The 25,915-nt window shown below is 57.2% G+C and carries 25 protein-coding genes and 2 pseudogenes; 14 read left to right on the top strand and 13 right to left on the bottom strand.

What is annotated here, in order from left to right:
- Window positions 1-48 precede the first annotated feature (48 nt).
- The 3 genes from HBO09_RS07935 to HBO09_RS07925 all read right to left on the bottom strand — a co-directional run bounded on the left by HBO09_RS07935 (window position 49) and on the right by HBO09_RS07925 (window position 3,553).
- Entirely contained in the window at window positions 49-1,302 is a 1,254-nt protein-coding gene (locus HBO09_RS07935; protein ID WP_169999352.1) for a ferredoxin reductase family protein, read from the bottom strand.
- 264 nt (window positions 1,303-1,566) lie between these two features.
- Window positions 1,567-2,886, bottom strand: a complete 1,320-nt coding sequence (locus HBO09_RS07930) for a HAMP domain-containing sensor histidine kinase (RefSeq protein WP_169999351.1) — start codon at window positions 2,884-2,886, stop codon at window positions 1,567-1,569.
- A complete protein-coding gene (locus HBO09_RS07925) occupies window positions 2,879-3,553 on the bottom strand; it encodes a response regulator transcription factor (RefSeq protein ID WP_169999350.1) in 675 nt (224 codons plus the stop codon). Before HBO09_RS07925 ends, HBO09_RS07930 begins: the two co-directional genes overlap by 8 nt.
- A gap of 270 nt (window positions 3,554-3,823) precedes the next feature.
- Between HBO09_RS07925 and HBO09_RS07920 the strand changes: the two genes are divergently transcribed.
- Window positions 3,824-4,213 carry a hypothetical protein gene (locus HBO09_RS07920; protein WP_262381194.1) on the top strand — a complete coding sequence of 130 codons (390 nt, stop codon included), beginning with the start codon at window positions 3,824-3,826 and terminating at the stop codon, window positions 4,211-4,213.
- Window positions 4,214-4,489: 276 nt separating this feature from the next.
- Here HBO09_RS07920 and HBO09_RS07915 read toward each other — a convergent pair whose 3' ends face one another.
- Together HBO09_RS07915 and HBO09_RS07910 are read right to left on the bottom strand one after the other, a co-directional pair.
- Window positions 4,490-5,098: a LysE family translocator gene (locus HBO09_RS07915; protein ID WP_169999349.1), complete on the bottom strand. Its 609-nt coding sequence runs from the start codon at window positions 5,096-5,098 to the stop codon at window positions 4,490-4,492.
- A gap of 136 nt (window positions 5,099-5,234) precedes the next feature.
- A complete protein-coding gene (locus tag HBO09_RS07910) occupies window positions 5,235-5,630 on the bottom strand; it encodes a MerR family transcriptional regulator (protein ID WP_169999348.1) in 396 nt (131 codons plus the stop codon).
- Window positions 5,631-5,703: 73 nt separating this feature from the next.
- On the opposite strand from HBO09_RS07910, the gene HBO09_RS07905 reads away from it, so the two are divergent.
- Both HBO09_RS07905 and HBO09_RS07900 read left to right on the top strand, forming a co-directional pair.
- The gene (locus HBO09_RS07905) at window positions 5,704-6,780 is read left to right on the top strand and encodes an SDR family oxidoreductase (protein ID WP_169999347.1); all 1,077 of its coding nucleotides are present in this window, start codon (window positions 5,704-5,706) and stop codon (window positions 6,778-6,780) included.
- Window positions 6,781-6,853: 73 nt separating this feature from the next.
- On the top strand, window positions 6,854-7,738 hold the full coding sequence (locus HBO09_RS07900) for a LysR family transcriptional regulator (protein WP_169999346.1): 885 nt from the start codon (window positions 6,854-6,856) through the stop codon (window positions 7,736-7,738).
- A 47-nt stretch (window positions 7,739-7,785) separates the two neighbouring features.
- On the opposite strand, the gene HBO09_RS07895 is transcribed toward HBO09_RS07900, so the two are convergent.
- The 3 genes from HBO09_RS07895 to HBO09_RS07885 form a co-directional block, all read right to left on the bottom strand.
- The gene (locus tag HBO09_RS07895) at window positions 7,786-8,880 is read right to left on the bottom strand and encodes an alkene reductase (RefSeq protein ID WP_169999345.1); all 1,095 of its coding nucleotides are present in this window, start codon (window positions 8,878-8,880) and stop codon (window positions 7,786-7,788) included.
- A 141-nt stretch (window positions 8,881-9,021) separates the two neighbouring features.
- Window positions 9,022-9,501 (bottom strand): hypothetical protein, encoded by a 480-nt coding sequence (locus tag HBO09_RS07890; RefSeq protein WP_169999344.1) that lies wholly within the window; start codon window positions 9,499-9,501, stop codon window positions 9,022-9,024.
- 120 nt (window positions 9,502-9,621) lie between these two features.
- Complete coding sequence (locus HBO09_RS07885; RefSeq protein WP_169999343.1) at window positions 9,622-10,026, bottom strand: hypothetical protein; 405 nt, start codon at window positions 10,024-10,026, stop codon at window positions 9,622-9,624.
- Between the two features lie 220 nt (window positions 10,027-10,246).
- Here HBO09_RS07885 and HBO09_RS07880 point away from each other — a divergent pair, with 220 nt between their 5' ends.
- Complete coding sequence (locus HBO09_RS07880; protein WP_169999342.1) at window positions 10,247-10,657, top strand: VOC family protein; 411 nt, start codon at window positions 10,247-10,249, stop codon at window positions 10,655-10,657.
- Here HBO09_RS07880 and HBO09_RS07875 read toward each other — a convergent pair.
- Window positions 10,654-11,055: a hypothetical protein gene (locus tag HBO09_RS07875; protein ID WP_169999341.1), complete on the bottom strand. Its 402-nt coding sequence runs from the start codon at window positions 11,053-11,055 to the stop codon at window positions 10,654-10,656. The genes HBO09_RS07880 and HBO09_RS07875 overlap by 4 nt on opposite strands.
- Before the next feature lie 388 nt (window positions 11,056-11,443).
- On the opposite strand from HBO09_RS07875, the gene HBO09_RS07870 reads away from it, so the two are divergent.
- Window positions 11,444-12,064: a LysE family translocator gene (locus tag HBO09_RS07870; RefSeq protein ID WP_169999340.1), complete on the top strand. Its 621-nt coding sequence runs from the start codon at window positions 11,444-11,446 to the stop codon at window positions 12,062-12,064.
- A 111-nt stretch (window positions 12,065-12,175) separates the two neighbouring features.
- Here the strand turns inward: HBO09_RS07870 and HBO09_RS07865 are convergent, their stop codons facing one another.
- The gene (locus tag HBO09_RS07865) at window positions 12,176-13,066 is read right to left on the bottom strand and encodes a LysR family transcriptional regulator (RefSeq protein ID WP_029294881.1); all 891 of its coding nucleotides are present in this window, start codon (window positions 13,064-13,066) and stop codon (window positions 12,176-12,178) included.
- 165 nt (window positions 13,067-13,231) lie between these two features.
- Between HBO09_RS07865 and HBO09_RS07860 the strand changes: the two genes are divergently transcribed.
- From HBO09_RS07860 to HBO09_RS07840, 5 genes are all read left to right on the top strand, one after another.
- The gene (locus tag HBO09_RS07860) at window positions 13,232-14,314 is read left to right on the top strand and encodes a 4-oxalomesaconate tautomerase (protein ID WP_169999339.1); all 1,083 of its coding nucleotides are present in this window, start codon (window positions 13,232-13,234) and stop codon (window positions 14,312-14,314) included.
- Between the two features lie 43 nt (window positions 14,315-14,357).
- Window positions 14,358-15,671: a dicarboxylate/amino acid:cation symporter gene (locus tag HBO09_RS07855; protein WP_169999338.1), complete on the top strand. Its 1,314-nt coding sequence runs from the start codon at window positions 14,358-14,360 to the stop codon at window positions 15,669-15,671.
- Window positions 15,672-15,804: 133 nt separating this feature from the next.
- On the top strand, window positions 15,805-17,109 hold the full coding sequence (locus tag HBO09_RS07850) for a citrate:proton symporter (RefSeq protein ID WP_104912172.1): 1,305 nt from the start codon (window positions 15,805-15,807) through the stop codon (window positions 17,107-17,109).
- A gap of 86 nt (window positions 17,110-17,195) precedes the next feature.
- A complete protein-coding gene (locus tag HBO09_RS07845; protein ID WP_169999337.1) occupies window positions 17,196-18,449 on the top strand; it encodes an OprD family porin in 1,254 nt (417 codons plus the stop codon).
- Between the two features lie 59 nt (window positions 18,450-18,508).
- The gene (locus tag HBO09_RS07840) at window positions 18,509-20,179 is read left to right on the top strand and encodes a methyl-accepting chemotaxis protein (RefSeq protein WP_169999336.1); all 1,671 of its coding nucleotides are present in this window, start codon (window positions 18,509-18,511) and stop codon (window positions 20,177-20,179) included.
- 77 nt (window positions 20,180-20,256) lie between these two features.
- Here the strand turns inward: HBO09_RS07840 and HBO09_RS07835 are convergent, their stop codons facing one another.
- Window positions 20,257-20,619 carry a DUF2388 domain-containing protein gene (locus tag HBO09_RS07835; RefSeq protein ID WP_262381193.1) on the bottom strand — a complete coding sequence of 121 codons (363 nt, stop codon included), beginning with the start codon at window positions 20,617-20,619 and terminating at the stop codon, window positions 20,257-20,259.
- A 152-nt stretch (window positions 20,620-20,771) separates the two neighbouring features.
- On the opposite strand from HBO09_RS07835, the pseudogene HBO09_RS07830 reads away from it, so the two are divergent.
- Both HBO09_RS07830 and HBO09_RS07825 read left to right on the top strand, forming a co-directional pair.
- Window positions 20,772-21,021 (top strand): annotated as a pseudogene (locus HBO09_RS07830) (hypothetical protein).
- A 12-nt stretch (window positions 21,022-21,033) separates the two neighbouring features.
- Window positions 21,034-21,276 carry a hypothetical protein gene (locus HBO09_RS07825; RefSeq protein WP_169999335.1) on the top strand — a complete coding sequence of 81 codons (243 nt, stop codon included), beginning with the start codon at window positions 21,034-21,036 and terminating at the stop codon, window positions 21,274-21,276.
- A gap of 122 nt (window positions 21,277-21,398) precedes the next feature.
- Here HBO09_RS07825 and HBO09_RS07820 read toward each other — a convergent pair whose 3' ends face one another.
- Together HBO09_RS07820 and HBO09_RS07815 are read right to left on the bottom strand one after the other, a co-directional pair.
- A complete protein-coding gene (locus HBO09_RS07820; protein WP_169999334.1) occupies window positions 21,399-22,544 on the bottom strand; it encodes a hypothetical protein in 1,146 nt (381 codons plus the stop codon).
- 250 nt (window positions 22,545-22,794) lie between these two features.
- Window positions 22,795-23,115, bottom strand: coding sequence for a hypothetical protein (locus HBO09_RS07815; RefSeq protein ID WP_169999333.1), 321 nt, complete (start codon window positions 23,113-23,115; stop codon window positions 22,795-22,797).
- A gap of 146 nt (window positions 23,116-23,261) precedes the next feature.
- Between HBO09_RS07815 and HBO09_RS28825 the strand changes: the two are divergent.
- Together HBO09_RS28825 and HBO09_RS07810 are read left to right on the top strand one after the other, a co-directional pair.
- A pseudogene (locus HBO09_RS28825) lies at window positions 23,262-23,391 on the top strand (GNAT family N-acetyltransferase); the annotation flags it as partial.
- A gap of 360 nt (window positions 23,392-23,751) precedes the next feature.
- Complete coding sequence (locus HBO09_RS07810; protein ID WP_169999332.1) at window positions 23,752-25,746, top strand: methyl-accepting chemotaxis protein; 1,995 nt, start codon at window positions 23,752-23,754, stop codon at window positions 25,744-25,746.
- Window positions 25,747-25,915: the final 169 nt, after the last annotated feature.

Here is a 25,915-nt window from a genome sequence, read left to right as displayed (position 1 = left end):
TGACCCGGCGCATAGGCCGAAGCCAGCTAAACCCACCATCCTGCTGAATCAACGAAACTCGAACAGTTCGAAGTGAAGATTGGCTTTCGGAATCCGATTGATTTCCATGAGTTCATACACCTTGTCCAGCAGGCCTTTTGGACCGCAAAAACTTACATGAATCTGCTGCGGTTTGGTTTGAGCCACCGCCTCACGCAAGGTTTCAGCCAATTGCTCAGTGCCGCCTGTATTACGCACAAATTGCGCACCCCGCATCGCGGTCATGCTTTCCAACTCTTCGGATGGCGGAAAAGCGCGCGAGGGTGTGAAGCAATAGACCAGGGTTGCCCTTTCGAAGTCTTTGCCATTCGGATCTTGCAACCAGGAAATGAAGGGTGAAATCCCCACACCTGCGCCGATCCAGATTTCCCGCTCGGCTTCAGAGACCCGTTTAAACCTCCCATAAGGGGCGTATATCGTGGCAAGCATTCCGGCTTTCGCGCACTCGCACAGCTTTTTGGTGTAATCCCCAAGCCCTCTGATGATGAACTCAACCTGCCCATTTTGACCGCCAGCACTGGCTATCGTGAACGGGTGGGGTTCACGCAACCCTTTTTGCTGCATTGCCAAAAAAGCAAACTGCCCAGCGCTGAAGTCGAACCCCTTATGAATGGGTTCCAGCGTCAAATGTAGCGCCCTATTTCCCCTGTTGACTGCTGTGACCTTGTACTCGCCAGCACGTGCAACAAATGGGTAAAGAACCAGTTTGTAGAGGGCCGCTAGCACACCCAATCCGCAAGTCAGCGCCAGCCAGATACCAGAGGGACTGAATAACGTTATCGGCGATTTGAAGCTAAGCCAATGCAAGATCACGATCAGGAACAATGGTCCGGAGAGCTTGTGCCACCACCGCCATAAGCTGTAAGGAATATTGCGGTTCAGCGCAAGTAGGACGATGAGGCCTAGGGCCACATAGCTCAACTGGCGCACGAGACGTGTCCAGTATTTTGGTAGCTCCAGGATCGGAACGCTGTTCCAAACATCCAGATTTGCCTTGAACACAAAGTGATAAGTCGCAAATACGAGAGCCCAGATACCTAACCATTTGTGCGACTCATAGACCCGGTCCAGGCCACCAAATAGATTCTCAACGACACCCCAGCGACTGGCCAGCAGGCAGGAAGCTGCCATGTAGACCAATGCGCAAGTTCCCAGTATCAGGCTGAGAGTTGCCGACGTAAGCCAAGTATCAATAGGTATTTCAATCAGCAGCGTTAGTGTAGTAATCACCAAGATACCGATTATGCAGTGCCAGCTCTTCACCGTGAATGCTCCAATCATCAACATGATGCTGTGGGCCGAACCTGATCCTCCCTGGACGTGTCAGCGGCTGAATACGCTAACAGACTGCTGAAATCAGGGGGGTGACCTGGGTCATATCCAGGGATAACACCCCAGTCGTATACGATTTAGCTCGGCATAACTGTCTTCGGAAGCGGAGTCGCCACCTTTGCGAAATCAGTCGAAAAAGGTGGCGGGAGAGCCCGGTGTAAGCCCCCCTGTAAAATCCGCCCTATGCCGTTTTTTCTAAGCGCTTGCCGGCTGACTCTCGATAGCCTGCAATGTCGTGAAGTCCAGAACCACGGTAAAACGTTGTTGCTCAAGTATCACTTCGATCTGCCACCCCAACTTCGCGCATAGCTCACGCATCAACTGTAACCCCAGACCGTAGCCAAAATCGCTGGACTCCTCCCTCGGCTTGACCTCCCTGATGTGGTTGGCAATCTGCAACCGGGGGTAGTCGAAGCTGATTTCGACCTGGCCTTCTTCGGCATATTGCAGCGCGTTGCGCAGGAAGTTGCCGATCACAATGCGGCACGCGGTGGGGGGTAGTCGGCAAGGTTGGTTGTGGATGTCGACCAGCAACTCGATATCGCGCTTGCCGATCAGGTAGCGATGCTTGTCAATCAGCTCGCCCACCAGCTCGCTCAGGTCAATGTCTTCCTCCGGCAACGGCTCGGGACGCTCGCGGCTCATCCATAGCAAGGTCTCGGCGATAAGCTGCATGTTCAGCACCGAACGTTCAATGCGCTGCAGGGGGGATGGCAGGACACCGCCGGCCTGCAGGGTCAACAACTCTATATTGGCCTTGAGCACTGCCAGCGGGGTGCGCAGTTCATGGCTGGTGTAGCGCAGCAGGCGACCTTCGCGCTGACTGGCGGCCTGTACCTGCTCCACGCTCTGGGCCAGGGCGTCGGCCAGCATGTTGAACTCCTTGAAGCTGAAATCAGGGCGCTCGCCGGCCATTACATCCGGGTTTTGCAGCGTACTGGACCATTGCGCCAGGCGCCCCAATGGCCGCACCAACCACCAGACCAACAGGGCGATAATGATCAGCGCCGGCACGAACACCGCCAGGCTGATGAACGCAACGCCCTGCAGTACCTGATCAAAGTAGGCATCGGACAGCGGCGTCTCGACCTCGCCGCCCTCTTCGTGGTCATGGTCGATGTCATACATATATAGGGTCTTGCCGTCACCCAGGGGTTGGGAGAGGACCGCCCGGACTTCAGCGTCTTCGTCATCGGAGTCGATATCACCGAACACCTGCACCGCGCCGAAGGACATGCTCGGCGGTGCCTTGAGCAGCTCGCGCACGCTTGCCGGCAAGGCTTCCTTGCCGATGACGGCCTCGAAGAAGTAGTTGTGCGGCGGCGGCGTGGTTGGGTCCTTCTTGTAGTGCCTGACAAAGTACTGGGCCTCTTCTTCCATCATCGCGCTAGCGGTGTAGAGCAGACCGCGGACGGTGTACACCGGCAACAGCTGGCTGTAGATCAGTAGCACCACGGCAATCAGCAACAGGAAGCTGCCGCTGATCACCCACTTCAGGCTCAGGCTATTACGCATGCGACTTCACCTGTATACCAACCCCGGGCAGGGTGTGGATCAGCGGCCGGCTGAAGGGTTTGTCTACGGCCTTGCGCAGCCGGTGCATGTGGACTTTGAGGGTATTGCTGTCCGGTGGCTCGTCGCCCCAGATGGTGGTTTCCAGGCGCTCCCGTGGGACGGGTTCAGGGCTGGCGCGCATCAGGTATTCCAGCAGGGTCCAGCAGATGGGCGACAGATGCAGCTCCTGCCCGGCACGGCTGACTTTGCGGGTGGTCAATTCCATCACCAGGTCGTCCACCTGCAGGCGGCTGCTCTGGCTGCTGCGGCGCATGCTCAGGGCACGAATCCTGGCCACCAGTTCGGCCAACTCGAATGGCTTGACCAGGTAGTCGTCGGCGCCCGCGGTAAAGCTGGCGAGCTTGTCCGAAAGGGCATCCAGTGAAGTGAGCATCAAGATCGGCGTCTGGCTGCCTTGCTGGCGTAGCCGTTCGCACACTTGCTGGCCGTCGAGGCGCGGCAGCATGATGTCCAGGAGAATCACGTCGTAATGCTGGTCGAGTGCCAGATTCAGACCGGCCTGGCCATTACTGACGTGGTCGCAGACCATGCCGCTGATTTCCAGGTATTCGATGATGGTGGTGGCCAGATCGAGGTTGTCCTCGACCAGCAGCAGGTGAATATGCACGGGAAGGTCCCCTCGGACAGGTGTTGCGCAGAGGTTTGAAGGATAACGGAAGTCGAGCGATTTCCCGCTGATGTTTACCTCGCGTTAACCCGGCACTCTCTAAGCTGGGGCTCCCATATCCAGAGGTCATCACCGTCATGAACCTTTACGCGATGGTCAAAAGAGTCCTGTTGGCCTTGATTCTCTTCGGCCTGATGGCCAGCATCCTGCCGTCTCGCGGGCAACTGGTAACCCTAGGAGGCGGGAGCCGGTTTCTGGTGGGCCAGAGTATTGAGCAGGCAGCTGCGTGCTGTGTCGCCAGTGCGTCGCGATAACGTGGGCGCCAGTTACACCTGGCAGTTACTGGTCTGCCTGGGCCTGATTATGGGTGTGTCGATTGCCATGGGGACCTATATCGTCCATCTGAACGCGCGCATTGATAAGCAGCGAGAACTGTCGCCGGTGTATCTGCATGAATGTGGCAACGGGCGCGGCGGTTTTATCGTCTACCCCGACGGCAGGCGCAGCAGCGACAATTGCTACCCACTCGATGAAGCTGAATCGACAGCCGCCGACCCGACACCTGCCCTGCCCGGCTCACACCGAACAGAATGGCTCAAATATGTACTACCCGCCATTGAGCCAACCCCAAGAGCGCCGAAGGTGCCGCGTACAGTCTGATCAGTACCTCCAGGCGCCAGCCCTACCCCCGGCACACCAGCCTGCAAGCGGTATCTGATACGCTTTTTTCTTTACCACCTGCATCTGTACCGAACAGACCATACCCCCGACAATGGCTTATCGGCAGGAACTCTCCCGCCGCCCTTGCGCCTTTTGGAGGCCCCATGGCTAAGATGGCATTTTTTCTTTTAGGGTTTCTGGCACTGACCGTTGGAATCGGCCTGCTGGCCACGATTTCACCGGTCTGAGCCCTGGTTCGTCAAAGCGTCGGCTCTATTAGCCGGCAAAAAACATCGGGTACAACGACAACACCAACAGCCCCGCCATCGACCAGTTGAATAGCTTCAACCAGCGCGGCTCACGCAAGACGTTGCGCAAAGCGGTGCCACACCCCGCCCACACGCACACACTCGGCAGGTTGACCACTGCAAACACCACGGCGATAACCAGCACGTTGGTGAAGTAACCTTGCGCCGGTGTGTAGGTGGTGATCGCCCCCAACGCCATGATCCAGGCCTTGGGGTTGACCCACTGGAACACCGCGGCGGCGAGAAAGGTCATGGGTTTGCTCTTGCGGTCGGTGTCGTCCGACATCGCGCTGGAAGTCGCAATTTTCCACGCCAGGTACAACAAGTATGCCGCCCCGATATAGCGCAGCGCGGTGTACGCCCAAGGTAACGCCTTGAACACTTCCCCCAGGCCCAGGCCAACTGAAATCACCAACACCATAAAGCCCACGCTGATCCCGAGGGCATGGGGAATCGAGCGGCGAAAACCGAAGTTCGCTCCCGATGCCAACAGCATGGTGTTATTGGGGCCAGGGGTAATCGAAGACACGAACGCAAACAGCGCGAAGGCTGAAAGCAGGCTGGTGGACATAAACATGGTGCGTCATCCGGCGAATTATTGTCGCCCTGACAGTAGAGGGTTCTGTGGCGCACCGCCCCGTACAGCTAGGGGCAGATCGAGAGATACAATTGGCGATCAAAGCGAGGTTGACCTGTGGCGAGGGCGCTGGCGCTTAAACCGGCATTGGCGCCTGACGATAGGTAACGGTTTGCCCCAGCGCGACGGCGCTGGCCTCAAGCCGCAGACGCTCCCCATCGAGAAAACCATGCAATACCTTGAGATGGCTGATCTTGAGTGCAATTTCTGCCATTTTTTCGGCCACCAACACTGCACCCTGAGCACAATCGATCGTACTTTGCCGTTTGGCCTGCAGGATCTCGCCGATTTCGGCCAAGGAAAATCCCATCTTCTGCGCCATCTGAATGAACTCCAGATCCAGTACCGTCTGCTCGCTGTAAGAGCGATAGTTATTGGCCCCCCGCTGCACAGCGATCAACCCTAGCTCCTCGTAGTAACGCAAGGTATGGCGCCCGAGGCCGCTCCTACGCTCCAGCTCTGCGACTTTCACGGTAAATTCTCCTTGACTGTAGAGGTAGCTCTACAGTTTAGCCTGCACCCCTTATCCAACCAAGGAGTGCGCAATGAGCGTGGAATGTTTTGTCACCGGCGGCAGCGGATTTATCGGCCAACACTTACTGGCGCGCCTGACCTTTTCGGGGCACAAGGTCTGGGTGCTGATGCGCCACGCTTCAAACCTTGAAACGCTCAGGCAGCAGGTTCGTCAACTGGGGGGAGAACCTTCGCGTATTCATGCCGTTCAGGGCGACCTTAATCAGCAGGAGCTGGGGCTCAATGTGGCGGACCGACAGCGTATAGCCTCGGCCAGCGTGGTATTTCACCTCGCCGCACAATTCGCCTGGGGCCTGCCTTTGGAACAAGCTCGCACGGTCAACGTAGACGGTGCCCTGGCAGTCGCCCGTTTGGCCGCAAGCCAGCGTAGCCGGCTGCTGATGGTCGGCGGCTATATGCTGCAGAACATCGCACACCTGAACAGTATTGGCATCGATCACCAACGGCCAGAAACCACCGACTGGCCCGCCGTGTACAAACGCGTGGGTGGCTACGAGGCGAGCAAGCTGGAGGCGCACTTTGCGGTTATCCGCTACATGCAGGCGCAGCAAGCCGACTGCACCATCGTGCACCCCGCAACGGTGTGTGGGCATAGCGAAAGCGGGCATATCCTCGCGGGCCAGCCGGTAGCCGAGCTGATTCGCGGCCTGGCGACAGGAAAGTTGACAGCGATTCCAGGGTCGCCACGCCACTGGCTGCCCTTGGTCAGTGTCGACTACTTGGTTGCGTTGATGGTCGCAGCAGCCTTCGACCCGGCAATGGCAAATCAACAAGCCTTGGCGTTGGACGAGCGCACCCCGAACCTGCAAGGCCTGCTCACGCATATCGCCGGCACCCTGCAAGTGCAAGCGCCCCGCCACCATCTGCCCCTGGGCCTGCTCAGATGGCTACTGAAAATACCGGGAGTGGCAACGCATTTGGGCACCAGCCCGGAGTCCCTGAACTTCATCCAGACCGCGCGATTCGATATGTCTCAGAGCCGGGAGCTGGAGAGCCGCTATCAGCTCAAGCATCCCGACCTGGAAATAACCCTGGAGAAAACCGCGCAATTCGTCAGGCGTGCACTGATGGTTTCGGCTGCGCCATAAATGCCATGAGCGCTATCCAGTACTGACGTAGAATCCTGCGAAAAGTCCAGCCATATCCAGGGAAATCCGGACAATGCTCTTCGAGAACCTCGCGTTGTTTCTATTGATTGTCGAAAAAGGCGGATTGTCGGCCGCAGGCCGCGAGGTCGGGCTTTCGCCTACGTCTGTGTCGGAACGGCTCGGGGCTTTGGAAAGGCATTACGGGGCAACATTGCTGACCCGTACCACACGCTCGATCAGCTTGACGGATGAAGGGCGGATGCTAGTGGACGGCGCACGGCGCCTGCTGGCAGAGGCGGAAGATATCGAGAGCAATATCAAACTAGGCACCGAGCGGATCTCGGGCCTGATACGCCTGAGCGCTCCCGTCGACCTGGGCCGTAACCGCATCGTGCCAATCCTTGATGATTTTCTGCAAGAGCATCCCAATGTAAGCCTCGACCTGAACCTGACCGATGGCTACCTGGATCTCGCGGGGCAAGGGATTGATTTCGCTATCCGGTATGGCGCCTTGTCCGACAGCACCCTGCGCGTCAGAAAACTCAGCGAGGGCCGTAGGGTCGTATGTGCATCCCCGGCCTACATTGAGGCCCACGGAACGCCCCAGCATCCATCCGACCTGGCACAGCAGCAGTGCATCCTGATGCGCTTTGGCAGCAACATCCACCGGGAATGGCAGTTCCGCGCCGATGGCCGTACGTTCAAGGTTCTGGTGTCGGGCAGGCGTGTTGCCAATGACGGCGATCAGGTGCGCCAGTGGTGCCTGGCAGGTCACGGCATCTGTATCAAGTCCTACATTGATGTGCGCGATGATTTACAGGCAGGTCGGCTGGTCGAGGTGCTGCAGAGCTACTCTCTGCAGGGTGTGGATTTGCAGATTGTTTACCCTTCCGGCCACGCAGTGCCGCGTCGGGTCAAACTGCTGATGGACGAAATCTCCTTGAAGCTGGCGACCTGAGCGCACTCCAAGGAGATGTTTGCGGATCTGGCCTATGGGTTTGCGCCCTACTGAGCCCAGGCGGAAAAATCCGAGTAACCGCGCTCGGTACCGCCAAACAACTCGGCGCCTTCCAGGCCGGCCAATGGGTACCCCTTTTCCAGCCGCAATGGCAGATCCGGGTTGGCTACAAACTTACGTCCGAATGCCACAAAGTCTGCGTAGCCTTTTTCCAGGACCCATTCTGCAAGTTCCACGTCGTACTTACCGGCCACCACAATCGCATTACGGAAGCGCTCGCGCACGGCTTGGCGGAAATCCTCGGGAAACTTGGGGGCATCGTCCCAGTCCGCTTCCACCAGGTGCAGGTAGGCAATGCCCTTGCCCTGCAGATAGCTGGTCGCTTCCAACAAGGTGGGCAGAATGTCCGGGCACGCCATGCCGCGGGCGGTAAGAAACGGCGCAACACGGATCGCCGTGCGGGCGGCTCCTACTTCATCAATCACCGCATCCATGACTTCCTTGAGAAAGCGCAGGCGGTTCTCGCGCGATCCGCCGTATTCATCCGTACGAACGTTAGAGGTGGTACGCAGGAACTGATCAATCAGGTAGCCGTTGGCTCCATGCACTTCAACACCGTCGAAGCCCGCCGTCATGGCATTACGCGCAGCCGTACGGTAGTCGTCGACAATCGCGCGGATTTCGTCGCGCTCCAGCGCCCGTGGTGTCGGGCATGGGGCCATGCTGCCAACACCGGACTCGGCATCGACCTTCCAGATGCTGCCATCGAAAGGAATCGCAGAAGGTGCGACAGGTAAATCGCCATTATGGAAGTCAGGGTGCGACATACGTCCTACGTGCCACAGCTGCAGGAAAATTCGCCCACCAGCGGCATGCACCGCATCGGTCACCAGGCGCCAGCCGGCGACCTGTTCGTCACTGTAAATTCCTGGGGTAAAGGAATAGCCCTTGCCCTGGGGCGAAATCTGCGTGGCCTCAGTAACAATGAACGCGGCCGACGTCCGCTGTGCGTAGTAGACCGCGTTCATGGCATTCGGCACATCGCCAGGCTGGGTGCTGCGGGACCGGGTCATGGGCGCCATGACCACGCGGTTGGGCGTGCTCAGTTGACCCACAACGCCTGGGGTAAAAAGTCTGGACATCAGTGTCGCCTCGTAGATAGTCGGTGGTTTCGATGACCACAGGATATCTACCAGGGATTTTTTGATAATCGCCCCGATCCGGGAAACATATTCCGGTTAATCCGGATAATGCGCAGTGCTATTTGTCTACTCGAAAGGGTGTCAGGCAAACCTTTTCTTATTGGGCATCAACGTCAGAACGATACCTACGGCCAACATCAGCATGGCAGACCCGTTGGTGTCCTTGTGCAACATGTAATACAACCAATAGGCCACAAGAAGCGGCCCGATGAGCTTGCTGTACTTGAATATGAAGTTGCCAAGTGGTGGGCAAACCTTACCTATCCAATGAAGGAAGAAGTAGCTGACCCCAACCATCACTAAGGTGAAGAGAAGTATCCCCAAGAAAAAGCCCTCCATGATTGCAAAGGGCCATCTTAACGCCATGAGCGCCTGCCAACCTAGGGCCACAGAGGCCGCACCACGCCAAGTAAACGCATAAATCCAAGCAGATTGAGCTGCTGTGGCGAGCGGGCTTGCCCCGCGCTGGGCTGCGAAGCAGACCCAGTAAGCCGAGTGCGCAGTATCAGATACACCGTAGCGGTTGGTTTTGGGGCTGCTTCGCAGCCCAGCGCGGGGCAAGCCCGCTCGCCACAGGGAAGTTCGTTAGTTTCTGAACGTTGTGTAGATACCTATGCTGCGATAAGCGTCGTACTCGACAGCACTTACCAACGCGCACGGGAGCTTTGCAAGGTGTGCTTCTCATAGAGTGATTACCGCCGCAGGATAAAAAAGCATATTGAGCACAAACAGAATCATCCAGAAGCCGATCTCCAGGGTTTCAGTAATAGGCTGGATACGTTTCAACGCGCCGTACACATGCACCACAAACATCAATAAGAAAACCACGAACAGAATATCGAAGGCATAACTAAAGCTGGTGCCCGTGGTTGCAGAGCGCAACATCGCCACTTCCACCACCAGAATAAACGCCCCGAGGCAGCGTCCAAAATAGATTGCCAGGTGCTGGTGTTCGGGAATCGTCCAGCGCATCGCCCGGGCCCAGGCAATCGGCGCGATAAAGATCGGCAAGGCAAAAAACAGGGAGGTGACGATCATCAGCGTCGTGATGTAGTACTGGCTGTATTGCGCGTAGTAACCGAGCATCAGGCGATTCCTTATCCTTGAGAATAACCCCTTGAGGGTAGAGCCCAAGAATCACAGCCGGGCATACCGGTGTCCAACTTAAGCAGGTCGCGGGATACCAAAGAGAATGGGCTTGGGTAAATGGGATTACTACCGAAGATGCAATGCGTAACCGCCTACTCTGCTAGGGTACGGTCATCTGAAAACCCGGCTGTTGCACAACAGCCCACAAGGAGTAGGTATGTTCAGCCACGTCACCGTCGGAACCAACGATCTGGACAAAGCCGCCGCATTCTACGACGCCATACTGATCCCACTGGGCCTGTGCCGCCGCCATGTGACCCCGGATGGCGGACCGTCTTCTGCATGCTGGATCACCCCAGGCAAGCCATTACCACGCTTCTATGTCTACGCCCCCTACGACCGCCAGGAAGCTACAGTGGGCAATGGCTGCATGCTGGCTTTCTCTGCACCCTCGCCAGATGCCGTCGATGTGGCCTATGCCGCTGGTGTGCTGGCTGGCGGAATCGACGACGGTGAGCCCGGCCCGCGCCCACATTATGGCGACGGTTACTACGGCGCCTATCTGCGCGACCCGGACGGCAACAAAGTGCATATCGTGCATCGCGGCGATATGTGGGCTGGGGACTAGGCGCTGCGCTGTCGCTGATCAATCATTATGGCAACCCCCGCCAGCACCAGCGCCAGGACGTAGGCAAACAACCCCATATTGATCCCCATGATCAATTTTTCTGACCCATCAGAAAGAACCATCGACCCGCCATAACCATCCCGCAGCCAATAGGCCAGTAAAAAACCACCGGTGACAAACAGCGTAAGCAAGCTTGCCAGCTTGAGATTGCCTCTACCCCACACCAGCCAGACGCTATAAAGGCCGATGGCCGTATTGGTAAATAACTGCCACACCTCATGCAACCTGGCATGAGGCTCCCATGCCGAGTTGAAAACATGGCTGCCGTTCACCTCCAATACCGGCACTACGACTGCGTAAAACACGATTCCAACGCTCACTGACAACTTCGCGATCACCGGCCACCTCCTTGTCGATAATTCCAATAAACGCCTCAGCCGCGACTTTAGCGCCAGGCTTTCGAGGCATCCAGCGTGGAGACAATGGCAGTCCCGCCAAATCCAGTACAAAACCTCAAACGTCAGTTGGTCATCCAAAGATGACAGAACCGACTCCCTTCCTGTGTAAATCCCCATTCAAGCAAGTATCAGCAGTATCCCGAAGCTCACCAGCAAGGCACCAAAAATTCGGCCCTGGACTGATATGCTAGTAGCGTGATGGTGATTACCGCTATCCCTTCACCCATGCTATCCACACAAGCCCAAGGTAATGAGGTGCGATTAGCGGGCGATAGCATCTACAGCGCTTCAAATATAGGATTGATGCAAAGCGATTCTGGAGATGCATATGGACTTGGCAACACTAGCGTTATTCCTGCCCGCATGCTTTGCGCTGAACATGGCGCCAGGGCCCAATAATCTGCTGTCCATCAGCAATGCAACACGCTACGGATATCGCACAGCCTGCATGGCAGGCGTAGGTCGTTTGCTGGCATTCGCGATCATGATCGCACTTGCCTCGGCGGGCTTGGCCGTCGTGTTGCAAACTTCAGAACTTGTCTTCTACGGGATCAAAATAGTCGGCGCGGCGTACCTCTTCTACCTGGCGTATCAACTGTGGAACGCCGCACCGCAAGCAGAAGCCGAATCAGTAAACGCTCGGGCGGGGCTGTGGGGGCTGGCTAGGCAGGAATTCCTGGTCGCGGCTGGCAACCCCAAAGCCATTCTGATCTTTACCGCGTTCTTGCCTCAATTCGTTGATCCAACTGCAGAGGTTGGCGAGCAATTCACGCTGCTTGGATTGCTGTTCCTGGCACTGGAGTGGATTGCGATTGGCATCTACGCGTACATCGGATTGCACATGCGCCGCTGGTTTACGCAGCCTCGCGGCAAGAAGATTTTTAATCGTTGCTGTGCCGGTTTGTTGTCCGCTGCGGCCTCGATGTTATTGATGGCGCGGCGCGCCTGATCATCATCAAAAAATACAAAAACGGACAACATGAGGGGCCGATTTACGCTCGGAGAGCGGGTCCCTTTTTAGATAAATAAATTTGTCCCTTTGTGCTCGATAAGCCCTGGCTCACTGCGGCCATTGCTCCAGCAGTATCGAGACGAATTTTTCCGCCGCTGGAGAAAGCGATGAGCCGCGGCGGTAGACCAAGCCCAAAGAGCGATTCACAACCGGCTCAATCAAAGGGACGCTGACCAAGGTTGGATGATCTTCAGCCGGCATGGCCAGGCTCGGCATCGCCGAAACCCCCAGACCAGCCTCCACCAGGCCCAGCGAAGTAGAGAGGTGCTGGACTTCGTAGAACCATTGCGGCCGCCAGCTCAAGCCCGACAAGGCGTGATCGAGCAACATACGGTTGCCGCTGAGGCGCCCTACCCCGATCAGACGGTAATCGCTCAACTCAGACCAGGTGACCGAACTGCGTCCAGCCAATTCATGATCACGCCGGCATGCCAATACAAAAGGCTCGCTGACCAATGGCACGAACTCAATGTCCGGATGCTGCCCACTCATCATGTTGATCCCAAAATCGGCTTCCCCCCGCAGTACCGCTTCAAGCCCCTCATTGGCACTCAAATCCAGCAGACGGATGCGGATTTTTGGGTAGCGTTCGTTATACAGGCGAATGACTGAAGGCAAGAAATAGAAGGCGGCAGTGGGGATACATGCCAGCGTTACCCGGCCAATCTGGCGTTCGGCCAGTTCACGGATATTGAGAATCGACTCATCGAAGTCATCCAGCAGCCGACGTGCCTTGGGAAGAAAATCACGCCCGACGCTCGTGAGGCTGACCTTGCGTGTGGTGCGGTCAAGCAAAGAAGTGCCCAACCCCTCCTCCAGTTTTTTTATCCGGCGACTGAGTGCAGGTTGGGACAGGTGCAAGGCATCAGCTGCTTCGTGAAAGCTGCCAAGTTCGGCGATTTTAACGAAAGATCGAATATCGTTCAGCTCATAGTCCATGTCTTGTCTCATCAGCAGAAGGCACCAGAAGAAAACTCAGCGTAAATTTATCATTCGCAAAACGCAATAATCTCTTCAATCTTTGCATTTGATAGATCTTTTAAAGCTTGAGACTCTTGCTCCAAGAACATCAATTACGTCGATTGATCAACAAGAGTCAGTATCATGCAAAGAATTCCCTGTGTGCTGATGCGCGGTGGCACCTCCAAAGGCCCAGTCTTTCTCGACTGGGATTTGCCGACAGCCATTGAGGCCCGTGACGAACTGCTGCTCAACCTGATGGGCTCCGGCCACGAGCTGGAGATCGACGGAATCGGCGGTGGCAGCCCACAAACCAGCAAGGTGGCGATTGTCAGCCCTTCGCTGCACCCGGACGCAGATGTCGACTACCTGTTCGTTCAAGTGATGGTTTCGCAACGCCGGGTCGACAGCGCGCCCAACTGCGGCAACATGCTGTGCGCCGTCGGCCCGTTCGCCATCGAACAGGGCCTGGTCAAAGGCACGCCGGACCGCACCCGTGTGCGCATTCGCAACGTAAACACAGGGACCTTTATCAACGCCGACGTGTACACACCGGATGCCAAGGTCAGTTACGAGGGCGACACCGCCATCGATGGTGTGCCGGGTACGGCAGCGCCGGTGCAACTGACGTTCCTCGACGCGGCCGGCAGCAAGACCGGCAAACTCTTCCCGACCGGCAATACACAAGACGTGATCGACGGCATTGCGGTGACCTGCATTGATATGGCAATGCCCATGGTGCTGATCGAGGCCAGCCAACTGGGCAAGCGTGGCGATGAAAGCCCGGCAGAACTGGACGCCGATAAAGACTTCCTGCGCCGCCTTGAGTCATTGCGGCTTCAGGCAGGCCGGGCCATGGGCCTGGGTGACGTCAGCGACAAAGTGATTCCAAAGCCGGTGCTGGTCTCGCCCGCCAAAGCCGGCGGTACGATCCAGGTGCGCTATTTCATGCCACATAACTGCCACCGCGCGCTGGCCATTACCGGCTCGATTGGTTTGGCCACCGCGTGCGTGGTAGAGGGCAGCATCGTCGCGCAGATGCTCGGCGGGATAAGTACGCCGCGCCTTGAAGCGGTGCGTATCGAACATCCTAGCGGCGGGATTGATGTCGTATTGTCCTACACCGGCGTCAACGGTGAGACAATTCAAGCGTCCGTCGTACGCACCGCACGCAGGCTTTTCTCTGGTTACGTCTACGCCACAGACTCTCAACGCCTCGCCGGATAATGCCGGTGGTCGTTGGCATTTTTGCATCCGCACAATTCTAAAAATGGGTGATGCCATGAAAGTTGTTAAATCGCTCTACTTCCAGATTCTCTGTGCCGTGGTGCTGGGCATCGTGGTCGGGCACTTCTGGGCCCAGCAGGCCATTGCACTCAAGCCGCTGGGCGATGCGTTCATCAAGCTCATCAAGATGATGATTGCCCCCGTGGTGTTCTGCACCATCGTCACCGGCATCGCGGGGATGAGCGACAAACGCTCGCTCGGCCGCCTGCTCAGCAAAACCATGCTGCTGTTTTTCGGCCTCACGGTGATCAGCCTGGTGATTGGCCTGGTGGCGGTGTACGTGTTCCAGCCGGGTGCCGGCATGAACATCGACCCCACCCAACTGAGCACCAAAGGCCTGGCCCAGTACACCGAGTCGGCGGCGAAGCTTGGGGTTGTGGAGTTTTTCATGCACATCATCCCGGACACCTTTATCGGTGCCTTCAGCAAAGGGGAAGTGCTGCCGGTGCTGTTTATCGCGGTGTTGTCCGGCTTTGCCTTGTCATCCCTGGGCGAACGTGGCAAGCCCGTGCTCGATGTACTCGAAGCCGCCTCGCACATGGTGTTCAAGATCTTCGCGTACCTGATGCGTTTTGCACCGATCGGCGCTTTCGGGGCCCTGGCGTTCACCGTCGGCCAGTACGGCATCACCTCGCTGGGCTCGCTGGCGAAACTGATCATGACCTTGTACATCGCCTGCGGCTTCTTCGTGTTCGTCGTATTGGGCGGTATTTGCCGCGCCAACGGTTTCAGCCTGTGGAAACTGCTGCGCTACTTTCGCGAAGAGTTCCTGGTGGTGCTCGGCACCTCCTCCACGGAACCGGTCATGCCGCGCATGCTGGAAAAACTCGAAGCGCTGGGCTGCAAAAAAGGCGTCGTGGGCCTGGTCTTGCCCACCGGCTACTCGTTCAACTTGGACGGCACGGCCATCTACCTGTCATTGGCGGCGATTTTCATTGCCCAGGCCTGCAACATTGACCTGAGCTTTACGCAAATCATCACCATGCTGGCGATCATGCTGCTGTCCTCCAAAGGCGCGGCCGGCGTGACTGGCAGCGGGTTCGTGGCACTGGCCTCGACCCTGACGGTCATTCACGACATCCCCCTGGCCGGCCTGGCGTTGCTGATCGGCGTTGACCGTTTCATGTCTGAAGCGCGGGCCCTGACCAGCCTGGCCAGCAACGCGGTCGCGACGGTGGTGATTTCGATGTCTGAAAACGCCTGCCACCGCGAAACACTGACGCGAATGCTCGACGCAAAACCCGATGCGGCGCAGGCAAACGCCTGGGAAGACCAGAAGGTCGCCAACCGCGTCTAGCGCAAACCACAAACACCTACCCCCGATTTGACTGAACCCCTTCCCCGCCAGGCGCCATTGTGCCGCCCGGCGGGTCAGGGCTCGTGCGCCTCGGCGTCAGCCATTCTTACGATAACAACAAGAGAATCGTCCTATGCTCGCTTTCCTTGGCTTGGCCATGGTGGTCGTATTCACCTTCCTCATCATGACCAAGCGCTTGTCGCCAATCGTCGCACTCACCGTGGTGCCTATCGTCTTCGCCGTTATTGGCGGCTTCGGCGGCACCACCGGCAAAATGATGCTCGACGGCCTGAAAATGGTTGCACCGTCTGCCGCCTTGCTGCTGTTTGCCATCTTGTTCTTTGGCCTGATGATCGATGCGGGGTTGTTCGACCCGCTGATCCGCAAGATCCTCAAGCGCGTCAATGGCGACCCGATGAAAATCGCGGTGGGGACGGCCCTGCTGTCATTGCTGGTCGCACTCGACGGCGACGGCACCACCACCTACATGATTACCTGCGCGGCGATGCTGCCGTTGTATAAACGCATCGGCATGAACCCAATGATCCTGGCGACCATCTCCATGCTGTCGTTGAGCATCATGAGCGGCATGACCCCTTGGGGTGGCCCCGCGACCCGGGCCATCGCCGCACTGGGCCTGGATGCCGGCGAATACTTTGTGCCGTTGCTGCCGACCATGATCGGCGGCGCCCTGTGGGTGGTCTTCACGGCCTTCATACTGGGGCGTGCCGAACGCAAGCGGATCGGCAACGTGCAACTGCAAAGCGGCGGCGGAGATTGCTACATCAACGCGATTCTTGAAGACACCCCGCACAAACGTCCGAAGCTGGCCTACGTCAACCTGGTGCTGGTGATTGCGGTATTGATCGCCTTGGTGATGGGCCTGATGCACTCGGCGATCCTGTTCCTGATCGGCTTTGTGCTGGCGCTGATGATCAACTACCCGCAATTGGACATTCAGAAAGAACGCATCCTCGCGCACTCGGGCAACGCTATGACGGTCGTGCTGCTGGTATTCGCCGCAGGGATTTTTGCCGGGATTTTTTCCGGCACCAAAATGGTCGACGCCCTGGCGCAGACCCTGGTCGACTGGATCCCGCCGTCTTGGGGCCACCTGTTCCCACTGGTGGTGGCAGTCACCAGCATGCCGCTGACCTTCGTGCTGTCCAATGACGCCTACTACTTCGGCGTGGTGCCGATCCTGGCCAATGCCGCTGCGGCTTACGGCATCGATCCGGTGGAAATCGCTCGAGCTTCGATCCTCGGGCAGCCGGTACACCTGATGAGCCCGCTAGTGGCCTCGACCCTGCTGCTGGTGGGCATGGTCGACCGTGACATCGGCGACTTTCAGAAAGCCACCGTCAAATGGGCGGTACTGACGTCCCTGGTCGTTACCGCACTGGCCCTGCTGACCGGGGCTATCAGCCTGTTCACCTGATTCATCTTCCTGCTGCGTTCCAACGCGACTCGCTCACGGGCCGCGTGCTGCCCTGCACGCCAAATAACAACAACGAGACGTTTGCCATGAACCCTATGTATACCCGCCGGGCCCTTTTTTGCGCGTTCGGCCTGCTACCCATCGCCGGTGCCAATGCCGAAGGCTTTATTGATGACAGCAAACTCAAGCTGCAACTGCGCAATGTGTATTTCAACGAGAACTTTCGCGATGAGCACGGCATGAGTGCACGCGCCGCGAGAACGGCAAAAAGCGAGCGCACCGAGTGGGCCCAGGGCTTCCTGCTCGACTATCAGTCCGGGTTTACCGCAGGCACCCTCGGCTTCGGCGTGGATGCCCTGGGGCTCTATGGCGTCAAACTCGACTCCGGGCGCGGTCGCAGCGGCACCGGGCTGATGCCGGTGCATGACGACGGCCGCGCAGCCGGCGAATTTGCCAGCGCTGGCGCCACCGCAAAAGCGAGGTTCGCCAAAACCACCGTCAAGTACGGCACCCTGCTGCCTAAAACACCGGTGCTGATTTACAACGACGCACGCCTGTTGCCCCAGACCTACCAGGGCACTCAGATCAGCAGCAACGACATCGAAAACCTGACCGTCACCGGCGGGCACCTGGACCGTTTCAAATTGCGCGATTCCACCAACAGCGTGCCGATCGTACCTGACGGCTACAGCGGGGAAAAATCCGGGGACTTCAACTATGCCGGTGCCGAGTACAAATGGGGAAAAAACACCCGCTTGAGTTATTACTACGGGGAACTGGAGAACTTTTACCGGCAGAACTTCGCCGGCATCCAGCACGACCTGCCGCTGGCCGGTGGCGTGCTGACCGGCGACCTGCGTTACTTCAACAGCGTAGATAGCGGCTCTGCCTACGCAGGCAAAATCGATAACGACATGCTCAGCGGCCAACTGTCCTACGCGATCGCTGGACACACCGTCGGCGGCGGCTACCAGACCCTGCGCGGTGATGCCGGCTTGCCGTACATCAGCGGCGCCACCGTGTACTCGTTCAGCAACGCCGGCATTGGCAAGTTCATCGAGGAAGACGAAAAGACCTGGATGCTCAACTACGGCTTCAACTTTACCGCCATCGGCGTGCCCGGCCTGACCTTCTCTGCACGCTACCTGAGCGGCAATGACGGCAAGTCCTCGAGCACGGTCAAGGAATGGGAGCGTGATACCGAACTGGCCTACGTGGTACAGACCGGCACGCTCAAGGGGCTGGGTGTGCGCATGCGCAACTATGTCTACCGCTCTGACTTCTCCCGCGGGCGCGACAGCAACCGCCTCTACCTCACCTATGACATTGCCCTCTGGTAGGTCGACGATCGCGGCCCTTGCGGCCGCTTTCCAAAAGGTTCAGGTAAGGACAACCCAACATGCTGTTCAAGAACAAAGTACTGATCCTGGTGCTGGCCCCCGTGGTGCTGTTGTCCACGGTGCTGGCACTGACAACAAGCGCCACCCTGCTGGCGAGCGCCGAGCAGGAAGTCACGCAGACCCGCGAGCGTTTGCTCGATGAAAGCCGGGAACGCTTGAAGGACTACGCCTCCCTTGCACAAACCTCGGTGGCGGACCTTTATGCGCAGGCCCAGACGGGCGACAAGGCAACACGTGCGCTGGCGATCGCACGACTGTCCAAGATGAAGTACGGCGACGACGGCTATTTTATCGGTTACGACAGCCAGGTCGTGCGCCTGTTTCGTGGCGACAGCAGCGAAGGCGTCGGCACCAACATGAGTGACCGCAAAGACAGGAACGGGGTTTACCTGAACCGGGAAATGGTCGCCGCAGCGAAGAACGGCAGCCACTTCGTCACGTATTCAGGGGCCTTGATCAATACCGACAAGGTGGTCCCAAAACTGGCCTACAGTTTTTACCTACCCACCTGGGACATGGTGGTGGTCACCGCGATCAACCTCGACAGCATCGAAAGCCAGGTCGCCCAGGTGCGCGCAGAAATCCATCAACGGGTGCGCAGCCTCGTCTATGGGATAACCGTCATCGCCTTGATTGCACTGGGCATCATCGGCGTGCTGGGCTGGGTATTGGTGAAAAACAGCCTGCGTCCCCTGTCGCGGATCCGCGAGCACCTCGATGAAATCGCCGCTGGCGAAGGCGATCTGACGCGGCGCCTACCCACCAGCCACGATGAGTTCGGACAGGTAGCCGTGTCTTTCAATGCCTTTTGCGACAAGATTCATGGGCTGGTCAGCCAGATCGTCAGCATGGCCCGAGAGTTGAATGAGTCCGTCACCCAAGTGGCCGAACAGAGCAAGTGCATCGATCACGTCATGGAGCAGCAACGCCAGGAAACCGATCAGGTCGCCGCCGCAATCAATCAAATGTCATCCGCTGCGCATGAGGTGGCCGTAAGTGCCCAGAGCGCTTCAGATGCAGCCGCCGAAACCGATATGCAGGCCCAGCACGCCAGGCAGGTCGTCAATGAAAGCATCGCCCGTTTGGGCACGCTGACTGCGGACCTGTCCACGGGCGGCGTGTCGTTGAAAAGCCTGCAAGGCGATGTAGAAGGCATTGTCACCGTGCTGGATGTCATCCGCTCGATCGCCGAGCAGACCAACCTGCTGGCACTCAATGCCGCGATCGAAGCGGCACGGGCCGGGGACGCAGGGCGCGGGTTTGCCGTGGTGGCCGATGAAGTACGCGCATTGGCCAGCCGGACGCAACTCAGCACCCAGGAAATCCAGGCCATGATCGAGCGGCTCAACCAGGCCACCACCAAGGTCGTGACCGCGATGAGCCACTCCGGCGAAGCGGGCAATGGCGCCAGCCTGCACGCGGAACAGGCTGGCCAGTCGCTGGGCAAAGCGGTCGAACTGATCGTTACCATCAATGCAATGAACGCGCACATTGCCAGCGCCGCGCAGGAGCAGACGTCAGTGGCCGAGGAAATCAACCGAAGCGTCCATCAAATAGCCCGCACGATTGAAAGCGTCGCGGATCAGACCCAAAACGGCGTGCAAACCGTCGACGAGCTATACGCCATAGGTCACCGCCTTGAAGGTCTGTTGAAGCAATTCAAGATTTAACCCCACGGCACCACGGGACTGTAGGACGCACAAACCCAGTGGGCAGATTGGCTAAAAGTGGTCAAGGCCCTATTTCGCTAGCGCGATTCGTAAACCAAAACGGCTTCAGCCAGCGTCATGTCGCTGGCTGTGGCCGTCTCATCCCCAATACGCAAAACCTCGAACGCCGCCTCCAGGCTCGCGCCTCTAATAACCCCATCACTCGCGACGAAAGCGGCAGCATCATTGCGAGCGGCAACTATCTTGGAATCGCCTCCCTTTGAGCTATTGCGGCTACTTCCTTGGCTATCTTCAGTCAGCGTGACAGGGAAAAGAGTCACAGCAAGACTCGACGAAACAACCGCGCCAAAGGCCGAGACCTCTACCGCCCTGCCATCACCCGCGATTACCGGAAAACTGCACGGGAACCCGAGCATGAGCACCACAATCAGTTTGCGCAAAATTCTACTCCACGGGGGGTGAGTCATCCTTTAGAGGCTGAATCTAACGTGTTCCTGGCCGGGCATCCAGGCTTGCCAGCCAGGGAAAATGATTTGAATCCAGCGCGCGCTTTCTAGACAATCCCCGCCTTTGGCTCGAAAGGATGCGTGCGATGAAGTTCGAAGGGACTTTCCAATACATGGGCAATCACGGGATCGTGTTCAACGTCTCGCAGATCACCCTCACCGACAGCGAACGCGGACGCCTGCGCGAGCTGCATTTTGGCGAGGCGAAAAGCGCCCACTAGGAATGAAACCCTGCCCACCTATCATGCAGGCGACGTACTGGTGAGCATTGAGGCGCAGGTGAATGGCGGCATCGGCCCGCAACGCACCGCCTCGACACTGATCATCAAGACCTGACGGGAGAAACACATGTCTGACATTACCCAACTGGTCGTTGCGCTGGTGCTGTTCTTTCTGCTCGATCGGTTTCTCAAGTCATACCCCCTTCGCAAATGGTTAGGGGTACTGCTGATCGCGATAGGTGCCGTCGGCTGCGTTGCAGCGAGCCAAATCCGCTTGTTTGGGCTGGACCTGGGGTTGCTGTCGATCTTTGCCGTTGCACTGGGAGTGGGGTTGTTCCTGAAGCGGCGGCGGTTCGAACACGTGGGTTGAAGCTGGCTGGGGTCTTCGCTGATTGGCGCTCCAAAACCCAGCAGTAAGAAGGGGACGGATTTATTTGAAAATAGATCCGTCCCCTTTTCCGTTAGCACGCTTATCGGGCTCTTCTCACCTATCTATTTGGATCGCATGCCATGTAGATAGCATTTATGTAAATGCTTCTTGGAATGCCCCCATATATGCTCAATTAGTTCCTTGGCTTTATTCTGATAACTCAATGCCCACTGAACCTCCTCTTCAGAGCCTGGCTTCTCTTCTTGATAAATATGCCGAAGCATAAATGATATAGCGCCTAACCTGTAGTCAAGAGGTGGGTGTGTACTAGAATCCGAGAAGTCATCATCACTCCCTGAGCGCATAATTGACCTACCACGCATTACGCAATCTAGCACTGTCAAAATAATAACCGCCCCAATATTGAACATCGCACTGAAGTTCAATCCTCGATTATTTTGAGCACCTAATGCCATGCATATGTGAGCTCCAATCAAGTCAGCTTGACACTCTTTCCCTTTTGCCAATTCATATTCCTCTCCCTGCGCTCCGGCAACTCCGCCAAGCGAGTGTTGCATAATGTGATGCCCATACTCATGACTTAGTACGAACCACTCCATTGATTCGCACAGATCAAATATCAAGTGTGCCTCATCGCTGCTCTCGACTTTACGCGCTTCGCCTATGGAAGGACAATTAGGATCAAGAGAGTAATCCACAAAGAAAAAGTCCCAATCTTGCTGCAATTGCTTGTCTGCGTAGAGCACCTCGTTTATTTCGTCGAGCGCCCAAATTATACTTTTACTTCCATCCGCATCAACACTCTGGGGCAGAGTTCTGGCCAACAATTTGGCCAGGCGATAGATCAACGTGCCTAGATGCCTGGTCATAAAGATCACACTTGCTTCAGTGAGCATAACCTTTTGCTGTTTCGCGCTAACGCCCTCCCCATAAATGATGCCTGCCGACACCCCGCCATGAAGGTTATATCCAATATTTTTTGCTACCCGTTCAATTTCAGATCGCGACTCTTCCATATCAAACTCACTACGAGTCGCACCTGCGGCACTAAGATCGGCTAGATTGGACTTCAAATCGACATCTGTAAAATCCAACCCTGGATACTGGCCTTTTATAAAATCAACTGCCTCATCAAGACGCTCTACTGGAAGCACATAGAATCTGGGATCATCAGTATTTAATCGCTCTAACAGCTGATTTCTATAGTCATGCGCTGCTTCTAAATCACTAACTACTTCTTCCGACACCCTTAACCCCCACGAAAAAATTAACGTATATAAACTTAAGCAAGAATATCTAACAAACAAGCACGAGCAATAATCCTTTCGAATTCACCTCAACATCAATGCGCAACACTAGCCATTATCCCTAAGAGCAGCAATTAAATTACACCAACGCCTGCGTGGCGTATGCGTTAAGAAAGCAGCGATAGCTAGGTAATATATTCGCCGTTTTTTTGGCGAGCCCGGCAAGAGAACGAGTTAACTATATGTGCTTTTATGTATCGCGATGATAGTAGCGCACTGCTATTAACGCCGCAATCGCAAAGAGATTGATGCAATGTTCTCGGTTTGAAGCCTGGGCCTCCAGCACATGCCGTAGACAACCCGAACGGCCGCTTTGGCCTGGATGGTCCTTTTGCCACTGCCGGTTAGGGGCGACTCCGGTCTTGCGCGACTGACTACAATCGACCCAAAGCGGACGCCGGAGCAGGTTATCTACCAGCAGGTTTGTTTGCAGGTGCGTATTGTTTAACTTGCCGCTGCCTTCCTGGGAAATCACGCTATAAGGACAATGCACATGACCATCACCTTTCATGATGTAGCGTTCAGGTTTTGGAGCCCTCGAGTAGAGAGATGACAAACATCTCGGGGTCGGCAAAACGGTGGTTTTCTCGAATTCTCCAGGCTGCTCGGTATTACTCGCGTTATACCTTAAAATAGCCGCTTGCCGAAAAAGCTGTCATGGCCATCGCCATGACGGGCTTCCATCCTTTTACAAATAAGCGTGATGAAGACGAACAAGTCTTTCATTTCGCTGTGCCCTGAAATTACTCGGGCACATGCACATGCGCTTACGCTGATGGATTGGTTGGCACTGAGCCGAGTGCATGAGCTGCAGGCTTATCCCCTGACAATCGAGTGGCCTGAGGTGCCAAACATCCCGCCAAACTCAGCAGGTTGAAACCAAATAGGCAGTGCCAATCATCGTGCAATGCAATGCCAAATCCGGCGCGTTTACACCTTACGTAAAAAGGGCACGGATTTATTTGAAAATAGATCCGTCCCCTTTTCCGTACCCAATGGGAGACCTCGCCGCTCAAGCGCGCAAGGTCACCGTCAAGCCAATTAACTTTGTACCATCGTACCTAAAGCTCTTCCTTACCAAGCCGATAGCCCGACGAAGCTCTAATAAAGCCGCGTCGATAATAAACGCTTCGTAAGGACGACCTCCATGCCCACACTGCGCTCCATCCAAACCCGCTATACCCTGTTCCTGGTGCTGTTCGTCCTAGTGTTATCGGTACTCACCGTCGTGGGCATCGGCCAGTTGGTCGCCCCCACGTTAAAACACACTGAAGAACAGGTGGTGCTCAACCGCATCGCCGAGGTGGCTGTGCAGATCCAGGGCGAACTCAACAAGGTTCAAGCCCAGCAACGCAGCATCACCCAAACCATCCCGCTGCTCGACAGTGACGCCATCGACAAGGTGCTGCCCGGCCTGGTGGATCAGTATGGCGAGCTGAAAGTCTTCGGCGGCGGTATCTGGCCGCTGCCCAACCAGCGCACGCCGGGGCGCAACAAGCACAGCACGTTCTGGCACCGCGATGCCTCGGGCAAGCTGGCGGTGAATACGTTCTGGAACAGCGACGCCGCACCCAATTATTACGACCAGAGCTGGTACAAAGGCGGCCTCGCCTCGCCGCGTGGCCAATGCGCCTGGGCCGCCGCCTACAAGGACGACGCCAGCCAGGAGCCGCGCACCAACTGCGCCATGGCGATCCAGCGGGACGGCGCGGCCTACGGCGTTGCCACCATCGACGTGACCCTGGGCTTTTTCAATGAGCTGGTGGCCAGCAAGGAAAAAGACATCGGCGGCCAGATGCTGATCGTCGAAGGCGACGGCAAGATCATCAGCAACAGCACGCGCATCAACAGCCCGGTGGTGCTCAAGAACATCAGCGAACTGACCGGCACCTCGGCGTTTGCCGCCCAGGTCAGCAAGGCCCTTGCCCATCGCGACCAGGCGCTGCAGCGCGGTGAGTTCGACAACCAGGGCGTGGCCAGCACCTTTTACATGCGCCCAATCGAGGGCACCCCGTGGTTCCTCGCCACTGCCCTGCCCACCTCGCTGATCACCGCCCAGCGTGACGATGTGCTCGGCAGCCTGGCGCTGTTGCAAATCCCGATGGTATTGCTGCTGGTGCTGCTGGCGTTCTATGCGATTCGCAAGCTGGTGCAGCGCATGAAGTCGCTGCGCACCAATATCGACGCGTTGTCTGCCGGCGATGCCGACCTGACCAAGCGCATCACCATCCGTGCCGAGGATGAAATGGGCGCCATCGGCCACTCGGTGAACCGCTTTATCATCTACCTGCAGAACATGATCGGCGAAGTAACCCAAGCCACGGGCGCCATGGCCTCGGGGCTTGAGCAATTGCAGCAGACCTCGGCGCAGACCAACCGGATTCTGGTGCGCCACGCCTCGGAAACCGATCAGACGGTCACGGCCATCACCGAAATGAGCTCCACCGCCGACACTGTCGCGCAAAACGCCGCTGAAACCGCCTCGTTCACCCAGCGCGCCAACGAACACGCCGACCGCTCCCGCGTGGTGGTGGGCGAAGCCTCGACCAGCGTCAGCGCTCTGATCGGCGAAGTGGCCAGCGCCACCCACACCGTGGAAAACATGCGCCAGGACGCCGCGCGTATCACCGAAACCCTCGGCGTGATCGGCGCGATTGCCGGCCAGACCAACCTGTTGGCACTCAACGCGGCCATTGAAGCGGCGCGCGCTGGCGAGCAAGGCCGAGGGTTTGCGGTGGTCGCCGACGAAGTCCGGGCGTTGGCCGCACGCACTCAGGCCAGCACCTCGCAGATCAACGAGATGTTGGCGCGCCTGACCACTGGCGTGAGTTCGTCGGTGACGGCAATGGAAAACACCCAGGCCAGTTGCCAGTCGGCGGCGGATGCCACGGCACGCGTCAACACGGGCTTGGACGAAATGGCCGGCTCGGTCAGCCATATCAACAACCTCAGCACCCAGATCGCCACCGCCGCCGAGCAGCAAAGTGCGGTGACCGAGGAGATCAACCGCAGCATGGTGCAGATCCGACATATGGTCGAAGAGCTGGTGGAAAGTGGCCATGCCACTGAAACCAATACGCAAAGCCTGTTGGATGCCAATGGCCGGGTGATTACGTTGATGAACCGTTTCAAGGTGCGCTGATAAATGAGTGAAACACTCCCGTGCAAAACACGGGAGTGGGACTATCCTGGCAGCTCCCAGTGCAAGATCTCGCCACACAGGAGGTGTTTCATACTCGCTGCTGAGCATTCTCTCCGTTTGGAGCGGATCCTTTAGTCGTCTACGACTACGTGCCCCAACCTGACCGCTG

Source organism: Pseudomonas sp. WS 5027 (genome assembly GCF_012985695.1).
Classification (GTDB): Bacteria; Pseudomonadota; Gammaproteobacteria; order Pseudomonadales; family Pseudomonadaceae; genus Aquipseudomonas; species Aquipseudomonas hygromyciniae.
This window is presented reverse-complemented; position numbering and strand designations above follow the sequence as displayed.

What these genes read in the sequence shown, in the direction of transcription:
- HBO09_RS07850 (WP_104912172.1), top strand. Translation starts at nt 15,805, where the DNA reads ATGCTCGCTTTCCTTGGCTTGGCCATGGTGGTCGTATTCACCTTCCTC.
- HBO09_RS07905 (WP_169999347.1), top strand. Translation starts at nt 5,704, where the DNA reads ATGAGCGTGGAATGTTTTGTCACCGGCGGCAGCGGATTTATCGGCCAA.
- HBO09_RS07885 (WP_169999343.1), bottom strand. Translation starts at nt 10,026, where the DNA reads ATGCTCGGTTACTACGCGCAATACAGCCAGTACTACATCACGACGCTG.
- HBO09_RS07865 (WP_029294881.1), bottom strand. Translation starts at nt 13,066, where the DNA reads ATGGACTATGAGCTGAACGATATTCGATCTTTCGTTAAAATCGCCGAA.
- HBO09_RS07930 (WP_169999351.1), bottom strand. Translation starts at nt 2,886, where the DNA reads ATGCGTAATAGCCTGAGCCTGAAGTGGGTGATCAGCGGCAGCTTCCTG.
- HBO09_RS07895 (WP_169999345.1), bottom strand. Translation starts at nt 8,880, where the DNA reads ATGTCCAGACTTTTTACCCCAGGCGTTGTGGGTCAACTGAGCACGCCC.
- HBO09_RS07870 (WP_169999340.1), top strand. Translation starts at nt 11,444, where the DNA reads ATGGACTTGGCAACACTAGCGTTATTCCTGCCCGCATGCTTTGCGCTG.
- HBO09_RS07880 (WP_169999342.1), top strand. Translation starts at nt 10,247, where the DNA reads ATGTTCAGCCACGTCACCGTCGGAACCAACGATCTGGACAAAGCCGCC.
- HBO09_RS07825 (WP_169999335.1), top strand. Translation starts at nt 21,034, where the DNA reads ATGTCTGACATTACCCAACTGGTCGTTGCGCTGGTGCTGTTCTTTCTG.
- HBO09_RS07840 (WP_169999336.1), top strand. Translation starts at nt 18,509, where the DNA reads ATGCTGTTCAAGAACAAAGTACTGATCCTGGTGCTGGCCCCCGTGGTG.
- HBO09_RS07845 (WP_169999337.1), top strand. Translation starts at nt 17,196, where the DNA reads ATGAACCCTATGTATACCCGCCGGGCCCTTTTTTGCGCGTTCGGCCTG.
- HBO09_RS07815 (WP_169999333.1), bottom strand. Translation starts at nt 23,115, where the DNA reads ATGAAAGGTGATGGTCATGTGCATTGTCCTTATAGCGTGATTTCCCAG.
- HBO09_RS07855 (WP_169999338.1), top strand. Translation starts at nt 14,358, where the DNA reads ATGGGTGATGCCATGAAAGTTGTTAAATCGCTCTACTTCCAGATTCTC.
- HBO09_RS07915 (WP_169999349.1), bottom strand. Translation starts at nt 5,098, where the DNA reads ATGTTTATGTCCACCAGCCTGCTTTCAGCCTTCGCGCTGTTTGCGTTC.
- HBO09_RS07810 (WP_169999332.1), top strand. Translation starts at nt 23,752, where the DNA reads ATGCCCACACTGCGCTCCATCCAAACCCGCTATACCCTGTTCCTGGTG.
- HBO09_RS07860 (WP_169999339.1), top strand. Translation starts at nt 13,232, where the DNA reads ATGCAAAGAATTCCCTGTGTGCTGATGCGCGGTGGCACCTCCAAAGGC.
- HBO09_RS07900 (WP_169999346.1), top strand. Translation starts at nt 6,854, where the DNA reads ATGCTCTTCGAGAACCTCGCGTTGTTTCTATTGATTGTCGAAAAAGGC.